Annotated in this window: 19 protein-coding genes and 1 pseudogene; 11 read left to right on the top strand and 9 right to left on the bottom strand. The window is 62.6% G+C overall.

Annotation, left to right across the window (positions count from 1 at the left end):
- Nucleotides 1–12: 12 nt before the first annotated feature.
- From EAV90_RS30085 to EAV90_RS30070, 3 genes are all read left to right on the top strand, one after another.
- Entirely contained in the window at nucleotides 13–570 is a 558-nt protein-coding gene (locus EAV90_RS30085; protein ID WP_122404505.1) for a cytochrome P460 family protein, read from the top strand.
- Nucleotides 571–1,218: 648 nt separating this feature from the next.
- A complete protein-coding gene (locus EAV90_RS41535) occupies nucleotides 1,219–1,443 on the top strand; it encodes a helix-turn-helix transcriptional regulator (protein ID WP_312016198.1) in 225 nt (74 codons plus the stop codon).
- Nucleotides 1,444–1,975: 532 nt separating this feature from the next.
- Nucleotides 1,976–2,275: a hypothetical protein gene (locus EAV90_RS30070; RefSeq protein WP_129145527.1), complete on the top strand. Its 300-nt coding sequence runs from the start codon at nucleotides 1,976–1,978 to the stop codon at nucleotides 2,273–2,275.
- A 1,095-nt stretch (nucleotides 2,276–3,370) separates the two neighbouring features.
- On the opposite strand, the gene EAV90_RS39765 is transcribed toward EAV90_RS30070, so the two are convergent.
- Complete coding sequence (locus EAV90_RS39765) at nucleotides 3,371–3,547, bottom strand: hypothetical protein (RefSeq protein WP_164937167.1); 177 nt, start codon at nucleotides 3,545–3,547, stop codon at nucleotides 3,371–3,373.
- Nucleotides 3,548–3,885: 338 nt separating this feature from the next.
- Here EAV90_RS39765 and EAV90_RS30060 point away from each other — a divergent pair, with 338 nt between their 5' ends.
- Both EAV90_RS30060 and EAV90_RS30055 read left to right on the top strand, forming a co-directional pair.
- The gene (locus tag EAV90_RS30060; RefSeq protein ID WP_122404508.1) at nucleotides 3,886–4,110 is read left to right on the top strand and encodes a hypothetical protein; all 225 of its coding nucleotides are present in this window, start codon (nucleotides 3,886–3,888) and stop codon (nucleotides 4,108–4,110) included.
- A 619-nt stretch (nucleotides 4,111–4,729) separates the two neighbouring features.
- On the top strand, nucleotides 4,730–4,948 hold the full coding sequence (locus tag EAV90_RS30055; RefSeq protein WP_129145526.1) for a hypothetical protein: 219 nt from the start codon (nucleotides 4,730–4,732) through the stop codon (nucleotides 4,946–4,948).
- A gap of 104 nt (nucleotides 4,949–5,052) precedes the next feature.
- Here the strand turns inward: EAV90_RS30055 and EAV90_RS30050 are convergent, their stop codons facing one another.
- The 4 genes and pseudogenes from EAV90_RS30050 to EAV90_RS30035 all read right to left on the bottom strand — a co-directional run bounded on the left by EAV90_RS30050 (nucleotide 5,053) and on the right by EAV90_RS30035 (nucleotide 7,634).
- Complete coding sequence (locus EAV90_RS30050) at nucleotides 5,053–5,265, bottom strand: hypothetical protein (RefSeq protein ID WP_122404510.1); 213 nt, start codon at nucleotides 5,263–5,265, stop codon at nucleotides 5,053–5,055.
- Nucleotides 5,266–5,376: 111 nt separating this feature from the next.
- Nucleotides 5,377–6,270, bottom strand: coding sequence for a helix-turn-helix domain-containing protein (locus EAV90_RS30045; RefSeq protein ID WP_244607706.1), 894 nt, complete (start codon nucleotides 6,268–6,270; stop codon nucleotides 5,377–5,379).
- A 185-nt stretch (nucleotides 6,271–6,455) separates the two neighbouring features.
- Nucleotides 6,456–7,345, bottom strand: a pseudogene (ku, locus tag EAV90_RS30040) (non-homologous end joining protein Ku).
- Nucleotides 7,346–7,418: 73 nt separating this feature from the next.
- Nucleotides 7,419–7,634, bottom strand: a complete 216-nt coding sequence (locus EAV90_RS30035; protein WP_122404511.1) for a hypothetical protein — start codon at nucleotides 7,632–7,634, stop codon at nucleotides 7,419–7,421.
- Between the two features lie 91 nt (nucleotides 7,635–7,725).
- On the opposite strand from EAV90_RS30035, the gene EAV90_RS30030 reads away from it, so the two are divergent.
- From EAV90_RS30030 to EAV90_RS30000, 4 genes are all read left to right on the top strand, one after another.
- A complete protein-coding gene (locus EAV90_RS30030; RefSeq protein ID WP_122404512.1) occupies nucleotides 7,726–7,956 on the top strand; it encodes a hypothetical protein in 231 nt (76 codons plus the stop codon).
- Nucleotides 7,949–8,197 carry a hypothetical protein gene (locus EAV90_RS30025; RefSeq protein WP_129145525.1) on the top strand — a complete coding sequence of 83 codons (249 nt, stop codon included), beginning with the start codon at nucleotides 7,949–7,951 and terminating at the stop codon, nucleotides 8,195–8,197. The genes EAV90_RS30030 and EAV90_RS30025 overlap by 8 nt, the downstream gene beginning before the upstream one ends.
- A gap of 135 nt (nucleotides 8,198–8,332) precedes the next feature.
- Entirely contained in the window at nucleotides 8,333–9,013 is a 681-nt protein-coding gene (locus EAV90_RS30020) for an isochorismatase family protein (protein WP_129145524.1), read from the top strand.
- A gap of 1,175 nt (nucleotides 9,014–10,188) precedes the next feature.
- Complete coding sequence (locus EAV90_RS30000; protein WP_122404516.1) at nucleotides 10,189–10,383, top strand: hypothetical protein; 195 nt, start codon at nucleotides 10,189–10,191, stop codon at nucleotides 10,381–10,383.
- 334 nt (nucleotides 10,384–10,717) lie between these two features.
- Here the strand turns inward: EAV90_RS30000 and EAV90_RS29995 are convergent, their stop codons facing one another.
- Nucleotides 10,718–10,918, bottom strand: a complete 201-nt coding sequence (locus EAV90_RS29995) for a hypothetical protein (protein ID WP_122404517.1) — start codon at nucleotides 10,916–10,918, stop codon at nucleotides 10,718–10,720.
- Between the two features lie 180 nt (nucleotides 10,919–11,098).
- Between EAV90_RS29995 and ligD the strand changes: the two genes are divergently transcribed.
- On the top strand, nucleotides 11,099–12,922 hold the full coding sequence (ligD, locus tag EAV90_RS29990; protein ID WP_129145523.1) for a DNA ligase D: 1,824 nt from the start codon (nucleotides 11,099–11,101) through the stop codon (nucleotides 12,920–12,922).
- A gap of 474 nt (nucleotides 12,923–13,396) precedes the next feature.
- Complete coding sequence (locus EAV90_RS39760; RefSeq protein WP_164937166.1) at nucleotides 13,397–13,567, top strand: hypothetical protein; 171 nt, start codon at nucleotides 13,397–13,399, stop codon at nucleotides 13,565–13,567.
- Here EAV90_RS39760 and EAV90_RS29980 read toward each other — a convergent pair.
- Genes EAV90_RS29980 through EAV90_RS29970 form a run of 3 tightly spaced genes read right to left on the bottom strand, consistent with a single transcriptional unit; the run spans nucleotide 13,564 to nucleotide 17,130 of the window.
- Nucleotides 13,564–14,949: an MFS transporter gene (locus tag EAV90_RS29980; RefSeq protein WP_129145538.1), complete on the bottom strand. Its 1,386-nt coding sequence runs from the start codon at nucleotides 14,947–14,949 to the stop codon at nucleotides 13,564–13,566. The genes EAV90_RS39760 and EAV90_RS29980 overlap by 4 nt on opposite strands.
- A 49-nt stretch (nucleotides 14,950–14,998) precedes the next feature.
- On the bottom strand, nucleotides 14,999–15,940 hold the full coding sequence (locus EAV90_RS29975; RefSeq protein ID WP_122404520.1) for a hydroxymethylglutaryl-CoA lyase: 942 nt from the start codon (nucleotides 15,938–15,940) through the stop codon (nucleotides 14,999–15,001).
- The gene (locus EAV90_RS29970; protein ID WP_129145522.1) at nucleotides 15,937–17,130 is read right to left on the bottom strand and encodes a CaiB/BaiF CoA transferase family protein; all 1,194 of its coding nucleotides are present in this window, start codon (nucleotides 17,128–17,130) and stop codon (nucleotides 15,937–15,939) included. Before EAV90_RS29970 ends, EAV90_RS29975 begins: the two co-directional genes overlap by 4 nt.
- Nucleotides 17,131–17,229 lie beyond the last annotated feature (99 nt).

Raw genomic sequence — 17,229 nt, 5'->3', positions numbered from 1 at the left:
CGGTGAAGAATCATGAATTCGACTGAAACTAACAAGAAGACGTCCCCACTTGCCACGGCCATCGTACTCGCCGTGATTGTCCTTGCCGTTCTCCTGACCTGCGCGCCCTACTTCGTCGCGATCGCGCTCGCGGAGGGACCGACAGAGCACGCCGATGCCTCGCCAATCTTCGGCGTCACCATTCCGCCCAGCTACAAGCAGTGGGAGCTGATCGCCCCTGCCGAGGAGGCGGCTCCGCTTGACGAGCTTCGCGCCGTCGTCGGCAACCAGATCGCCATCGACACCTATAAGGCCGGCAAGCTGCCTTTCCCGGACGGCACCGTTCTGGTCAAGCGCGCCTGGAAGCGAAAGCAATCGCCGGAGTTCGCGTCCGCCACGATTCCCGGCTCGGCCACGACGGTTCAGGTGATGGTTAAGGATTCCAAAAAATATGTCGCGACCGGCGGCTGGGGCTTTGGCCGCTTTGTCGACGGCAAGCCGGTCGACGAGGCCCAGCATCGCACTTGCTTTGCCTGTCACGAAGCTCGCGCAAAGAGCCAAGACTACGTCTTCACGCGGCTCGCACCTTGAGGCGATCTGGAGAACACGTAGTGAGACAAGGAGCACCGACGATGTCGCTGCAGAGGTCATACTCGCAAAACAATCATGTCACCGCCGCAACAGACGTCTTGTCACGTCGCAGCCCGAGATCACCGGATCCGCGTTCGGGGGCCGAGGCAATGATGTTCTCCCTTGTGCATCTTGATGTTTCCCTAGCCATCGAGCCGCCCGCGCCCGATATGCGCACATCTGTCCTCGGCGAGCCGAGCTTCAGGGTATCCGCCAAGCCTCTTGCGCGAGCAGCCATTTGTTCTGATCGGGGCACTGCCGGCGAGGAGATCACAGACCCGGTGATGCAGCGCCTGTCTGATGCGCTCGCGGCAACGAGAGCCATGCACCATCCCGATTACGCCATCCTTCTCGACGCGTTGCGTCTAGCCATGCTGACCCGCAAGGCCAGCTGGGGGACGGTTGTCAGTCGGCCCCGGGACACGCGAGCCCCGGGAGACCGAGAAGGACAAGCCGCTCGGAGAGTGCGGTCGCTGCAGAAATGGCGTCTGAAGCGCGTGCTCGAACATATTGAAGACAATCTGGACGCTAAGGTCACCTTGCAGCATCTGGCCGCTGTGGCTGGCTTGAGCCGGATGTATTTTGCCGCGCAGTTCCGCGGCCGTGGGCATGAGGCCGCACGACTACTTCCTGAAGCGGCGGATCGACCGAGCGAAGGAGTTGATGCAGCGGGCCGACGTGTCGCTCATCGACATCGCCTTGGCCGTGGGGTTTCAGACCCAGGCTCACTTCACGACGGTATTCAAGCGCTTTACCGGCGAAACGCCATATCGATGGAGAAGCGCTCATCTCCTACAAGCCTTTCCGCTGCCGCGGGCCGATGGGAGGCCGTGATGAGCAACCCTGACATTCACTCGTTGCTGCCGCATATAGTTGGCATCAAGCCGGCCGTGGCACACGACGAGATACTGGGATTGTTAGAGATCGTTCGGGGTCTCGGCGCTTCGTATCGTTTCGCATCCGCGGAGCCCGGAGCAGGCGGCTTCCACGGGTGTGTAACGCTAAGGTTTTGTCGGCTTATGGCTGCCAGCATCCCGCATTGCCTAGCTAAGCAGTGTTTGGTTGCTCGAGTCCCGGTACCAAGCGCGACAGTATCGATCTCAGCGCCATCCTTCGTCCGCGTCAGCGTCTTCGAGCACCAGCGGGTGTCGAAACAGATTCTCTGTGTTACCGAAAGGAGCGCCGCCTAGTCCGCCTCCGACGGCTCGGTCATTATGTCCCGCACGGCCCTGCAGCAGAGGAGTAATAGGGCAAGTATCTATCGACGATATCGTTGGGACGTTGTGCGCCTTGGATGAGGGCTCCCGGGGTTTGGCCCGCGCCAAGCCCGTACAGGTCGAACGTGCTGCGGCCTAGGAGGAGGACGATGCAGACGATCGAGTCACACGGAGTGACTCCGGACGCTTTGGAGCGCGATCTCGCGCGCAAGCTGCAGGAGCAGGTCGTCGAATGGAAGACGATGCGGTTGCCGGCGCTGTCGCGCACGGCCGCGGGCGTGCCGGTCAAGCGGCGCTTCACCCGGCGGACCTGCCGGGTCACCCTTCCACCTGATAGAGGCGCAAGCGGCCGGGATCGTGTCGATGGCCTTGGCGGTGCTGCGAATGTCCTGGGCAGACCACAGCAGGGCGCCGGCCTGAGACTTTGCATTGGCGCCCCGCGGGGATAGGAATGTTTCCCACGGGAAAAGCTATGGACGATCTGTGGTTATATTTTCGACCCATGAATCTCAAGCACGATCCCGAGTGCGAGGCGGTCGCGGCGATGTAGCTCGCTGCGGAAGCCAGCGGCGACAAGCGGCTGAACTGGATCCGGGCCGCTTTAGCGTGGACCGAGCTTACGGGTTTGAGAGCCACCGCCGTCCGTGAACTCTGCAGGTCGAGCGAGCCCGCCTAATTGCCCTCTGGCGGGCACTCCGGACAGGTGTCGCCAATCGAGTTCAGCGCATCGCGCACCTCGGCCATGGCCGCTTCCGGAGGGACGTCCGCCTAATAGGGAAAGCGATTACCTTTGAGGTCTATTCGCATCAAGAGGTGCCGGAACCCGCGTCGGGCATAGGAATGCCAGGTACTCCGACTGCGCCGGGAGTCGCTCGAGGTCGAATGGTCGGATTCCAAACTCACACCTCGGGCGACGACTTCATCACCGATTTCAAGTTCATCCTTCTCTCGAAGCCAAGCGACGGTCTTCAGAAGACCGATCGCATCCCTCGGGACGACGCGACAGAGCCTCTTAAATCATTCTTTGCGGATGAATTGGGATAGCCGCAGGCCTGCGGGTCCATCCCGTCGTCGCGCGGGACGAAACGCAGGACCGTGGGCGCAAAGTCGTTTCGTTGCGGGTAGCTCCAAGACACACTTAGTCGCGTCGCCGGCGACGACGAGAACTGGCGGCGTGATGCAGTTCCATCTTGGAGGAAGCCGAAATGACGAAATGGAGACGTCGGATCGCGGCGGTCGTCGCTGCCGGGAGTATGGTCGGATCCCGGACTCATGCAGCTCCAGCCAGCCTCGCTCCTGCGCCGACGCGATTGCGCTACGGAATTTTTCGCCAGTCCCGCCCTGCTTCAAGAAAGGGACATTGATCAGCTCGATGAAGACCCGTCCGTCCTGCACGGGTTGAATGCCGCTGGCAATCTCGATTAGCTTTCGGGCGCCAGTCTCGGGGTCGGCTAAGGGGCCAGCAGATGTGTATTTCATGGTGGCGAGAGATACATTGAGTCGCCGTGCCGACCAACCAAGTGGGCGTCTTGGCTTCTATGAAGTTACTTCGGCTCTTGCCTGCCATCCAATTCGCGCGCGGCCAAGCTAAGCTCCAGCTCTCTGAGCTGTTCGAGCAAATGTTCTACGATCTCCTCGTAGTCAGATGGCGTGAGGGAATGCACGCCGCGCAACGTCAGTTGATTGTGGAGGATTGTCGCCATCATGGCTTTAACGCTCATGACCTCTCGCTAAAAGCTAATCGTCAATAAAAACAATCGGAAGAGTAGGCGCCAAACACTACGGGTGCGCAATGTCGTAGGATTACGGGCATGACGGACTTTTTGCAGTGCAAATGATGCATGCTCGACAAGAACGCTTTGCTCGCGGGGGCCGATCATTGATCGCCGAATGAATGTACTGGATTGCGCCGATTGTGATCGATGCGCGATTTGCAGGCGCAACGAACGCCGAATCGCGCTTCGTGGAGTTAAATTTGGTTCTGAGTCATAACTATAATGACTCCGACGCAAAAATAGAAAATAGGGTGCAAAAAACAAAAAAAGAGTGGGAGGAGTAGATGGATACTGTGTGTCGCCTGCGCGCGATGGCATCGCTGTGCCGTCAGACCGCCGCGCGTAATCCCGATAGAAGTTGGAAACTGCTCGCCGAAGCTGAGTATTGGGAGCATTTAGCGAACGGTGCGCTGCGCGATCACTTCAAACCGTGCACATCTGGCTTCTCGCTCCGAGCAATCGGAGATGATGCGAGCACCACGCAATCGGCGCACGGTATGGCGGCATGAGCGCTTTCGGTGCTCAAGTCGCTCGACGAAACACAGCTCTCACTTTTAAAAGCGTTCTGTTCTGGACGGAGGAGGTCTCGAACTTCCTCGCGGGGTACGAGCGAGTCAGCGGTTGGAATAGCAGAGTACATCACGAAATAAGCTGAACTATTTTTTGGCGGGGGTTGGGTTCATGGATAGCGTAGAGCGGTGCTTCGCCGCAGTGACGGCAATCGGTTTCTTTGTGACCGTCATCGGAGTGATATTGTTGCAAACGATGTGAGTTCTGCTTGGCCAACTCGCGACGAAGGCTCCGCGCAGCGGCAACGCGCCTGCTTCAGCAAGGTGGTGCAGCGATGCGCGGTTGAGGGAAAAGCCTCTAACAAAAAGTAAGGCCGCCTCCAGAGCGGCCTTAACTGTCTCCCTCATCCTTGCCCGCCTAGTCGCGGTCGTCGACAAGCAGCGGGCGAGGACCGGACGTTCGGCTCGTTCCGGCCTGTCATAGGATTGTGGCATAGCCGTTGCATAATAAACGGCAACTGGGATTTCAGTGCTCAGTTTGAAAATAGGCGCTGCCGAGACACGTATTTTGAGCTCGGCACCGCTGTTTTGCTGGTTCTCTTAATTCGGAGCCTCGGCTATGGCCTACGATGCCGTCACGGTGCAAATGCTTCGCGACGTTCTTGATGAGGTTCTTTCCAGCCCGCCATTCACGCTCCAGCAGCAGCGGTCGGCGTTGGAGGTCGCTGAGCGCATTCTCAAGCTCACCCAAGGCGAGCGTCGGCCGGACAATATTAAGCAACACTTGCGTAACGAGTTTTTCACGTCGGAGCTGACCGGCATCGAAATGGAAGACTAGCGCTGACTGCCAGACCGTAGCATCAGAGTCGAATATCCGCGCTATGGGCCGCGATGATTTGCGGACCCTGCCCCTCCACATGCGGAAGGCGAACCTTGCAGCAGCTACTGGCGCGCCGGCCGGACGGCATCAGCGCAAACCCGTCGTGCCTTCGACACGGCGGGCTTGCTTTCGGATGCGGTTCGCGCGGCAGCTTGCGGCACGGCCGCCAGGGATGCCGCTCCCCCGACGGTCAGCAGGAGCGAACGGCGTGATACCCCGCCCGACGTTTCTTCTGTCTCGACGGCGCCGTCGATGAACGGCTCATGGTTGGTCATGGTGGTCTGCCATCCCTCGGATAAGCCTGCAAATGGGCATGTTCCCAAGAGAAGTACCGTTCGGATATTGCGGCGGCTATCGCACTCTTGCGATAAATTGCCGCCGGGCGCTTACAGCGCTCGCCGGAATGCGGAAGGGGTTACTCCCACCCTCCTTCGGAAAGTCGCAGCGAAAGCCGATGGAGTTTCGTAACCGACTGCAAGCGCGACCTCTGTGACGCTCAGCCTCGAGTGGGCGAGAAGTTCGCGCGCGCATTTCATTCGTTGCCCGGTCAACCATGCATGCGGGGTTTGGCCGGTCGACTGCCGAAAGGCTGTGCAGAAGTGAAACCGGCTGAGACCGACGAGGGCGGCGAGTTCATCAAGCCCGACGTGGCGGTTGAGATTCTCCTCGATGAATGCGGTGACGCGCTTCACCTGCCAATCGGCGAGCCCACCCCTTCTGTCCTGAGCAGGCAACCCGCCAAAAGACGAATGCTCCTGGACCAGCCGCAAGCACAGGAGGTCGATCGCTTGCTCCACGAACAGGCGGGACGAGGCGCTGTCCCGCTCCGCCTCATGGCTCAGGACATCGAGCAACCCCGCCGCCGCGGGATCGGCGAAAGCCACACGCGGCAGAAGTTCGACGCGCCTTCCGCCCGCGATCTCATCCGCGCACGCCTGAAGGCGTTCTTGCGTGAGGTACACGTGCGAAACCACGACGGGCCCTGCGATGTTCCAGTGGCCATCTACGCCTTGCGGAATGAAAGTGAACGCTCTCGGGTTTGTCCTGGAGTCCAGGAGTTTGTTCTCGACCCGCCAGGATATCCGATGCTGCCCTTCGTAGCAGCCGACCGCGATGTGTCCGGTCACGCCGCGCATGTAATCCTCTTTCAGGCCTCCGTGCGCCCACTTCGGCGTCAGGCGCGCATCGCCCTTCAGAACCTCGGACAGCAATATGGGCGGCTCGTCCAAGATACGCGCCATCTCGGCGGCCGCATCGGGGCCGAGGTGGTCGGCTTCCACCCGGGACAGGCCAGACGGATTCGCAGTATTGCTTCGGGAACGGAGCAATCGCTGATCCAAACTGACGCCCTCATCTCGGTTGAGTGCTGAACTATGCAAGAGAGACGCCATTATGCAGAAAAAGGTTCGCGACGCCACAAGGGCAGCGCCCGACCAACATGGCAGCCTTCAAATTGATCAGCCGATCATTGGTCGTGGCGTACGCTTTGCGAATATTTTGGGCTATGCGGACTTCCGCTGCGGCCTCCGGCGGACGCCTTCTTCGGCTTCTTGGCCGGCTTGGTCGCCTTCGCCGGCGCGGTCTCCTGACCGACAGACCGGCGCAGCGCTTCCATCAGGTCGACGACGTTCGTCGCAGCGGGCTTGGATTTGGGTGTGATCGGCTTGCCGGCGCGCTTCTGGTTGATGAGGTCGATCAGCGCAGTCTCGTAGTGGTCTTCGAACTTATCGGGATCGAAGCGCCCCGCCTTTTGATTCATGATGTGCTTGCGAGATCCAGCATGTCCTTCGTGACTTTCACGTCTTGGATGTCGTCGAAACACTCCTGCTCGCTGCGCACCTCGTAAGGGTAGCGCAGCAGCGTGCCGACGAGCCCCTTGTTCAGCGGCTCGAGCCCGATGATGTGCTCGCGGTTGGTCAGCACCACCCGACCGATCGCGACCTTGTTCATTTCGCGGATGGTCTCGCGGATCACCGCGAAGGCGTCGTGCCCGACCTTGCCGTCCGGCCTGATGTAGTACGGGCGGATCAAATAGCGCGGGTCGATGTCCGCCTTGTCCACGAACTCGTCGATCTCGATGGTGCGCGTCGACTCAAGCGCGATCTTCTCGAGCTCCTCCTTCGAGACCTCGATGAACTGGTCCTTCTCGAGTTGGTAGCCCTTGACGATGTCCTCGTTCGGCACCTCGTCGCCCGTATCGGCGTCGACCTTCAGGTACATGATGCGATGGCCGATCTGCCGGTTGAGCTGGTTGAACGAGATCTTCTCGGATTCGGAGGTGGCCGGGTAGAGCGCCACGGGACAGGTGACCAGCGAGAGACGGAGGAAGCCTTTCCAGTTGGCGCGGGGTGCCATGTACGCAGAACTCCGTTGGGCCTCGATTCAAGACGAACGGGACGCCTAGGTTCCGACATCTCGCGACGGCCTTCTAGGCATCGATTTCCCGGCGGATCAGATCGCGGTGTCCGATGTGCGAGGCCAGCAGCATCCGGAACGTGCCGAGCACGTCATTGGCCAGCCCAGCCGGATGTCCGGCCCGTTCCAATTCTTCCACGATTGCGAGCTGCCGGGCGACATGGTCCTCCGCAAGCGCGACGTGACGCTCCGCTTCCGCAAGGTGCCGGTGCGCCATCAGCGGGTCCATCCGCGCAGTCTACTCCAACGGCAAGCTGGTCCGGCATTAAAACCCAAGCGAGGCCGCTTGACTCCACGTGAACAAAAAGGGAACATAGCGCATGCCCGCTGCGCCAGAAGCCACAACGCGCGTCGAGGGGGACGTGGAGCTCGCCGCCGACCAGGCGATCACGGCCTGCGGCGGCGATGCGCACAAAGCCGTGAAGGCCCTGATCGTCGCCAACGACTTCCTCGAGGCCCAGCTCGACGAGCTCCGGACGAAGGTGTCGACCGGCTACTCGCGGGGACGGCTCCCAGGAGCCCGAGAACGCAAAGACGAGGCAAATGGCTGATGTGACCTACTATGTCGCTCTACCGTTCGTTTTCTCCGACGAGGGCCTGGCCGCCAGCGAGGCGACGGAGTGCCTCAGCGCCAACGCCGCAGTCATGCGGGCGGAGGCGCTGTCCCGGAAGCCCGGTCACGCCGGCGCAATTGCGTTCAGTCGGACCGGAGACCCCTCTAGCGGCGACTTCAGGCACGCCAAGCTGATCCGGAAGTGCGGCGAGGTGCCCGACGACCTCAGCGCGCTGTGAGGGCCTACGTCTGACGTCGTGCTCCTTCATGATCTGGCCGACGTCCGGCTCGTCGACCGTGGAAGCTCGCGCATCAGCAGATCTTCCTGATATAGATTTGGCGGATCCTTCACTTCCATTCGAAAGAGGAACAACGTGGCAAAGACCCAGCCCGAACCTGTCCGCGATCCGAAGGCCGATCATCTTCTGACCCCGCAAAACTGCGTTCTGGTCCTGATCGACTACCAGCCTGAGCAGTATTCCAGCGTGACTTCATCCTCCCGTGAGGAGATCACCCTCAATGCGGTTGCGCTGTGCAAACTCGCTCAGGCCTACGGCATCCCTGTGGTGCTCTCGACGGTGGCGGTCGATATGGGCGTGAACGAAGGCACGATTCCGGAGATCCGCGCGGCTCTGCCGGGAGTGGAAGAAATCGACCGCACGGGCGTCAATGCATGGGAAGACGATGACTTCCGCAAGGCGGTCCAGGACACCGGGCGACGCAAGGTGGTCATCGGAGCGCTCTGGACCGAGGTCTGCCTCGCCTTTCCGATGCTCGACATGCTGGCCGAAGGCTACGAGGTCTATCCGGTCGCCGACGCGGTGGGCGGCATCTCGCCGGCCGCGTGCCGCGCGTTCGACCGAATGATCCAGGCCGGGGCAAGGCCGATCACGGCGATCTCCTTCGGTTGCGAGATCATGCGCAACTGGGCGCGGGGAGATTCCGACAAGCTGCGAGAAGTCATGCGATGGTATTTCCCTCAGCATCGACGTCTGCACAAGTCGCTTGATGGATCAGGCGGAGCGCCGATCTCGACCGGGCTGACTGCTGCTTAAACCTCCGAGGAGCTTGCCGGTCGTGCTGTTGACGAAGTGAAGCGCCATGCAGGCGGGACACCGCACGGGCATGTAGGTGTTTTGCGGCGGCGCCTCCGGCCGATCGTCTTCCAGCCGCTACTGCACGTTCATGCCGGTGCGCGGACACTTGAACAAAACCTGGCGCTCCATGAAGCGAGCATGCGCCCGCTCGCGAGCCTGCGAAATTGCGGTCGACTACCTAAGGTCCTCCCCTAAGGAAGCGGGACTGGGTTTTGAGATGGCTCAAGGCGCCTAGCCGTCTCTCCCCTAGGATTTGTGCACGCTGGCGCGAAGCGCGCTGGCGCCGTGACGAGCGGAGCCCGGACTCCTAGGCGCTCCGGACCCCGCTTCGCATCAGGGCACCGACCGCGAGGACGGGCCGGCTCCGGAGAGCGGCTCGCCGGCAGTTCGATGGAACGAAGGCCGGGACCGCGGGTTGGAGGGTCACAGCCCCTGGCTAGAAAAGCGGACAATTGGCCCCGGCGATCCTTTGGACGCCGGGGCTGATTTCCGTCAGGGCGCCGAGGAAGGAGCGCTAGAGGAGAGCCGAGATGTCGCCGAACATACCGTCGGATGACCTGGCTGCGCTCGTGCACTACGCGCTCCACACCACGCGCGCCACCACGGTCTGCCCCTCCACGACGACGTCACCATCCGCGTCGGCGACGATGCAGCCGAGAGCCACGCGCTCGAGCGCGCCAAGCGCATCGTCAAAAGCGACGGGACGAGCTGCGAGCCAGAGGTACTCAGGGAGGAAATCGGCCGCCAGCTCTCGCTCACCGCCGATGGGCGATGCCCAAAGTGCGACCGGACTGGTCCGGACTAGGACTCGTTCGGCGGCTTCAGGGGGCCTTCGATCCAGCCACGAACCGTCGGCGAACGCATCGGGTCGCCATCGCAAGTCACGCAAACATACCGCTGCAGCCCCGCTTACCGTCCGCGACAGCCGTCATCGGTTTGCCGCACGTCGGGCACAGCTTCCGGTTCGGAAAGAGCACAGTCATCGGATTTTCCCTGCCGGCTACAGCGTAGTTCCATCCGACCCGCGGGCGCAACAGCGTCGCGGAAAGTTGTACGCGACTGCCGAAGTCCTTGACCTCACCGCCGCCGAATAATGAAATGCAGTTTTCAGTGATTGTTGCGGGGGTGGCGTCGTGGAAGAGTTCTACAGGGGCTTCGCGCAGCGGGCGCGCGATCTGGCGGAGAAAGCGGATCCATTCACCAAGCGGCGGCTGCTCGATTTGGCCAAGCGGTACGAACTCAAGAGCAGCGGATCAAGCTACGGACGCACGCCGCCGCCGCGCGCAACGCCGCCGAACGTGCTGTTCTCCGGCTCGGGCGAAGCATGAGCACCGGCCAGGTCGGCGAGATCAGGTGCGAGGCTTGCAACGGCACCGGCTCCGCCGCCGGTACGCCAGCCGGCGCCGGGCCGCAAGATCTATGCCGGCAAGTGCACGACTTGCAGAGGCGAGGGACGGAGACTCCGCCCCCATGAGCCAACTTTCCTCCGCCGAATAGGAGCCGACGGCACGCACTTGCGTTGCCAGCGATGCGACGACGTCGGATCGTTCTCGGAGGTGAATTCAGGCTGGCTCTGATACTGATCGCAGTCGGACTTCTCCTGATGGCCTCCGGCGGAAGGGCGCTCGCCCATGACCAGTGACGAGCGCCGATCATGGCTCATCACCGCCACATCTTCGGCGCGTCGCTGAGCGCCTTCCGGCCGACCTGCATCAAGCTGTCCGCCGTCGCCTCGCCCTGCCTGGCCGCTTCGAGGATCTTCGCGGCTACGTGCGTGCGGGTGCCGGTTTCGTAACGCGACACGGTTTGACAGACATCGTCGAGGACCGCGCGCAGCAGCGCGGTGGTCTGGGCGTCGAACATCGGAGAGAGCCCCTCAGTCGTTGGAGAATGAGGATAACCGGCGCCGCGCGTTCCCGGATTCAGGAAAATTAAGATGCATCGCAAAAACTTAGCGAGCGCGCCGGCCCAAGAACGAGGCGGAAGCAGGCTCACCAGCGACTGGCGTGAGGGAACGATTCAGGCCTGCCAGGTTGAATCCGCATGTGTGCCGTGGCGTTGCGTCAGTCTCGTTCGGAAGTATCGCGCGTCACCGCCGCCCGCAAAACCGCTATTCCAGGTTACATCGAGCCGTGCGACCCCACGCTGCGCGAGAAACCGCCCCCTGGGGAGGGTTGGGTCTACGAAATCAAAGCGGACGGATATCGCGCACAGCTGCATCTCCATGATGGCGATATCACAGTCTATTCGCGGACGGGGCTCGACTGGACGGAGCAGTTCTCCTCGATTGCAGCCTCGGCTCATAAGGTGAACGCGAAGAGCGCGATCATCGACGGCGAGGCCGTCGTGTACGGCAGCGGCGGGCTGCCCGACTTCCAGCGGCTCCGGCGCGAGCTCGGCCGCAAGCAGAGCGAGCGTGTGCGCTACCACGCCTTCGATCTCCTGTACCTCGACGGCTACGACCTACGTGGCGCGGCCTATGAGGATCGCAAGCGTCTGCTGCAGCAGCTCCTCGCGAACGCACCGGAAACCTTCGTCTATGTCGAGGCTCTCGAGGCGGACGGCGATGAGATCTTCGCGAAGGCCTGTCAGCTCGGACTGGAAGGGCTGGTCGCCAAACGGCTCGGCCGCCCATACCGCTCGGGCCGGCAGGAGACCTGGATCAAGCTGAAGTGCAAGAAGAGCGAGACCTTTCCGATCGTCGCCTTCGTGGAAAAGCTGGGAGCCCATCCGCGCAAGATCGCCTCGCTCTATGTGGGCCGCCACAAGGACGGCAAGCTCGTGTATGCCGGCAAAGTTCGGACCGGATACACTGAGACGACCGCGCGCGAGTTGCGCGAGCGGCTGGATCCGCTGATCCGACGAACCTCCCCGCTCGACGTCCGGATCAGGAAGCCGAAGGCGACATGGGTCGAACCGGCCGTCGAAGCTGAGGTGGAGTATGGTGCGCTGACGGACGACGGCCTGCTGCGGGAAGCGGTGTTCAAAGGTCTTCGGGGCGACCTAGCAGTGCGGACGGTGAAGGCGCCGCGGTCGGCGCCATCCTCCGCCGGATGGCCGAAGCTCGGGGTGCCCAAGGAAAACATCCTCCAGCTTCTTCCCGACGCGGTCGTCCCTTCCAAGGAAGAACTTGCGAACTATTGGAGGCGGGTATGGAACAAGGCGCTGCCGCACCTCGGCCACCGGCCCCTCAAGCTGGTGCGGCACGTGCACGGCACCACCTTCTACCACAAGGGGCCGCTTCCGAAGGACGTCCCGGAAGCCGTGCACCAGCTCCGCATCCAGAAGCGCGATGGCGGGCAAGGGACGCGCCTCTGGGTCGACAGTCTTGATGGCCTTCTCGGCCTCGTGCGGATCGGAACCGTCGAGCTGCACCCCTGGAATTCGACGGTCGAGGACTTCGAGCATGCCGACCGCATCGTGATCGACCTCGATCCGGGCGAAGGCGTGGAGTGGCAGGAGGTCGCCGACACCGCGCTCGAGCTTCGTGCCCTGTTGAAGCGAGAAGGGCTCGACCCCTGGCCGAAGCTGACCGGTGGCAAGGGCGTTCATCTGATGGCGCCGCTCGATGAGCCGATGCTGCACGATCGGGCGCACCGGATCACGCGCGGACTGTGCTCCGAGTTCGCCGCGCGCAATCCCGATCGCTACATCCTCTCAGCGCAGGCAAGGCGCGCTCGGCGGATCTTCCTCGACTATCTGCGCAACGGACGCGGCACGACGGCCGTCGGCACCTATTCGCCGCGGGCGCGGGAAGGATTTCCGATCGCCGCACCCGTGAGCTGGGCGAGCCTGGAGAAGGGCATCAGGCCGGACGCGTTCACGATGGATAGCCCGTTTCGGGTAAAGCAAAGGAGGCCCCCATGACGGACGCGTTCGACCGTTGGATCGAATGGGCCAAGAAACCGCCCGGCGAAAGACCCGGGCTTCCGTCCGAAATCCACGCCACCCTTCGATCGCTCCCGCGAGAGGATCGCGCCGATCGGCAGAAGGTCAATGCCGCAGTTGAACATCGGGCTGAGCTGAGTCGGACCCGAAGGACGGCGTGGGTTTATCTCAACGACTACGAGAGTGGAAAACAGCGGAACGTCGGCGACCAGGAATGGGTAAAGGTGTTTGCGTCCGCAGAGGCGGCCGATAGATGGTTCGACAAGCACGATCCCGAGGGCGTTGCGTGGGAATACGAGATCGAAGGCGGGCAGCGGCAAACTTCCGTTTGGATCTATCTCGCCGATGAGAATTCCAGAGCGATCGGCGACACTTCCTGGGCCAGGCTCTTCGCCTCCAAGCAGGCCGCCGACAAGTGGCTCCAGCACAATGCTCCCAACGATGGCGGAGGCCTTGAGCCGGTCGGCGGACTACAGGGTGCTGCGTCGCCCGGTGCCGCGGTCCGCATCCCAGCGGACCGTCGGGCAGGATTGCAGGACCGGCATCCTTCTGGACACCGAGACGACCAGCCTCGATCACGCCAAGGACGAGATCATCGGGCTCGGGATGGTCAAGTTCGACTAGGATGGTCGGATCGTCGGCGTCCGTGACACGTTCTCGGCCTTCAACGGGCCGAGTGCGCCCGCGTCCGCTTCGGGCAGATCGTTCGCCCTCAACCCGCGCGGCAGCGAGGTCAGCAGCAGGATCGCGCAGAGCACGCAGACGCTACCGATCGCGTAAAGCGCAGGTGTGGTGCTGCCGGTCCAGTCCTTGACCGAGCCGACCATCACCGGGCTCACGATTCCGCCGACTTGGCCGAGCGTGTTGATCAGTGCGATGCCGCTCGCTGCGCCCGCTCCCGTCAGGATCTTTGGCGGCAGGGTCCAAAACGTTGGGATCGCTGCAACCACGCCGGCGCCGAGGACGGCAAGCGCCCCCACCAGCGTCACGACATTCTTGTCGAAGGCTCCGCTGGCGAAGAAGCCGAATCCTGCGGCCAGGATCAAGGCGGCCACGAACTTCGGACGTTCGCCCGAGGCATCGGACATCCGCCCGACCACCAACATGCTGATGGCACCGCACACATAGGGAGCGGCCGTCAGGAAACCGATCGCCGCCGCGCTGCCAACGCCCGCGGCCTTGATCAGATCCGGCGCCCAGAAATTCAGCCCGTAGGATGCGACCTGGATCAGGAAGTAGATGAAGCCCAGCAGCAGCACGCCCGGCATCAGCAGCGAGCGCCACGCCGAGCGCTCGTCGACCTCGCTCTTCTGCCGGTCGAGCTGCACCGAGATGATACGACGTTCGTCGTCGCTCAGCCACTTCGCCTGCTCGATGCCGTCATCGAAGCGGAACAGGACGACCAGGCCGAGCGCAACGCACGGCAGACCGCCAGCCACGAACAGCCATTGCCAGCCGGCGAGACCATGCAGTCCGTTGAGATAGTTGAGAATGAGGCCGGAGATCGGCGCACCGATGATCCCTGAGAAGGCGGTCGCGAGGAAGAATACCGACGTCATGCGCCCACGGTGCGACTTCGGAAACCAAAGTGTCAGATAGTAGAGAATGCCGGGTGCAAATCCTGCTTCCATGGCGCCGATCACAAACCGCAGTGAGTAGAACTGCCATTCGCTGCGCACGAACACCATGGCCGCGGTGGCGATGCCCCAGGAGATCATGATGCGGGCGATCCAGCGCCGCGCGCCGAAGCGATACAGCAGCATGTTGCTCGGCACTTCCAGCAGGACGTAGCCGACGACGAACAGGCTTGCGCCCAACCCATAAGCCGTGTTGCTGAGCCCGAGATCGGCTTGGAGCGCGGCTTTGGCGAAGCTGATGTTGACGCGGTCGAAGAACGCGAAGAAGTAGCAGACTATGATCAGCGGCATCAGCCGCCAGGCAATCTTCCTGATGACCCGATGTTCGGAGATCCCGGTGTCCACATGCCCGATGGCCGCCGCTGTCATGGTCATGGTTTCCTCCTTATGTTATTTGAGATTCTGAGTTGTTGGATGTTCAGCCCGAGTGCCGCAATCGCTCCGGAAGCGGATGCAGGTCCGAGGCGGGGCCGGCCTTGGCGACCTGACCGGGCACGTCATGCCCGACCAGTCCGGTCAAACGGCATGACACGTCAATCAGGCCTCGCAGATCGAGGCCGGTCGCGAGGCCCATCTCCTGGCAGAGATTGACAAGATCTTCGGTACAGACATTGCCGGTAGCCCCGGGTGCAAATGGGCATCCGCCCAAGCCGCCGAGCGCCGCATCGAAGCGTCGCGCTCCAGCATCATGAGCGGCGAGCACATTGACTAGCCCCAGGCCGCGGGTGTTGTGGAAGTGAAGCGTCAGCTTGTCCGCGGGCACCAGCAGCAAGGTCCTGGCCACTAGTTGAGAGACCTGGTTCGGATTGGCCATGCCGGTCGTATCGGCGAGCGTGATGCCGTCGGCGCCGAGAGCGAGATAGCGGCTGACGATGTCCAGCACCTTGTTGATCGGCTGCGCCCCCTCGAACGGGCAACCGAACGCCGTCGCGACGGTGGCGTTGAGCAGAGCGCCAGCTTCGTGTGCGGGCCCTGAGATTTCGGCGAGCGACGCCAGCGAGCGCGCATGCGTCATGTTCATGTTCGCGCGGTTATGGGTCTCGCTCGCCGACATCACGAAGTTGAGCTCGTCGGCGCGTGCCGCCAGCGCCAGCTCGGCGCCGCGCCGGTTCGGGATCAATGCGGTGTAGACCGTACCCGGCCGCCGCGTGATGCCGGCGAAAACCTCGGCAGCGTCGCGCAGCGACGGAACGGCCGCTGGCGAGACGAAGGACGACACCTCGATGCGGGCGAAGCCGATCGCGGACAGGGAATCGATCAGCTTGATCTTGTCGGGCGTCCCGACCCATTTCGGCTCGATCTGCAATCCGTCGCGCGGCGCAACCTCCTGAATGACGATGGCGGGTAGTGCGGCGGTCATTGCACCGCTCCAGTGCGGCGCAGCCGCGCGATGTCAGCCTCCTCGAGACCGAGACCCGACAGAACCTCGTCCGTATGCTGACCGAGGGTGGGGCCTGACCATCTGACGGCGCCTGGCGTGTCGGAGAACTTTGGCGTAATCCCCGGCATCTTTACGGTGACATCACCCGGCAGCTCGGTCGGCAGGATCATCTCGCGCGCCGCATAATGGGGATCGCTGACGATGTCTGCGACCGAGTAGATCCGTCCTGCGGGAACGTCGGCGCCGTCCAAGACCGCCAGAATCTCCTCCATCATCCGCGTCGTCGTCCACGCGGTGATGGCGGCGTCCAGGATGGCGTTGCGGCGAACGCGCCCGTCATTGCTGGCGAGCGATGGATCGTCGGCGAGATCCGGCCGGCCGACGACCTGCATCAGGCGCCGGAAAATCGCATCGCTATTGCCGGCGATGACGACGTGCTGACCGTCCGAACTCGGATAGGTGTTGGAGGGGCTGATACCCGGGAGAGCGCCACCGGTGCGGGTCCTGACATGCCCCATGAGGTCATATTCGGGGACGAGACTCTCCATCAGATTGAACACGCTCTCGTAGAGCGAGACGTCGACCACCTGGCCACGCCCCTGGCCGGTCTTGACCCGCAGCAGCGACAGCAGAGCGCCGATCACGCCGTGGAGCGAAGCAAGGCTGTCGCCGATGCTGATGCCGACACGAGCCGGCGGACGTTCCGGATCGCCCGTGGTGAAGCGGAGGCCCCCCATGGCCTCGCCGATCGCGCCGAAGCCGGACCTGTCGCGGTAAGGGCCGGTCTGGCCGTAACCGGAGATCCGCACCAGCGTCAGGTCGGGATTGAGCCTGGACAGCACATCCCAGCCGAGGCCAAGCTTCTCGAGGTTGCCCGGCTTGAAGTTCTCGATCACGACATCTGCCTGAGCCGCAAGGCGAAGCGCCACTTCGCGGCCTTCTGGCGACTTCAGATCGATCGCGATCGACTTCTTGTTGCGCGATTGCAGGTACCACCAAAGCGAGGTGCCCTGATGCAGCTTTCGCCAGCTGCGCAGCGGATCACCGGTGCCGGGCTGCTCGATCTTGACCACCTCGGCGCCGAACTCGGCGAGCAGCCGCGCGGCAAACGGCGCGGCAATCAAAGTTCCGAGTTCGACGACTCGAATTCCGGACAGCGGTCCATCCATGGCAGGCGCTCCTCGACAATCTGTTTCGTCGAGATGTCGCCGACCAGGAGGTGTTGAGTCCAATAGTCGTTGATGAAGGAGCGTTCGCGGATGACGAAC

Origin of the sequence: Bradyrhizobium vignae, assembly GCF_004114425.1 — a bacterium.
Classification (GTDB): domain Bacteria; phylum Pseudomonadota; class Alphaproteobacteria; order Rhizobiales; family Xanthobacteraceae; genus Bradyrhizobium; species Bradyrhizobium vignae.
The sequence above is the reverse complement of the archived record's forward strand: the minus strand, read 5'-3'. Positions and strand labels throughout refer to the sequence as shown.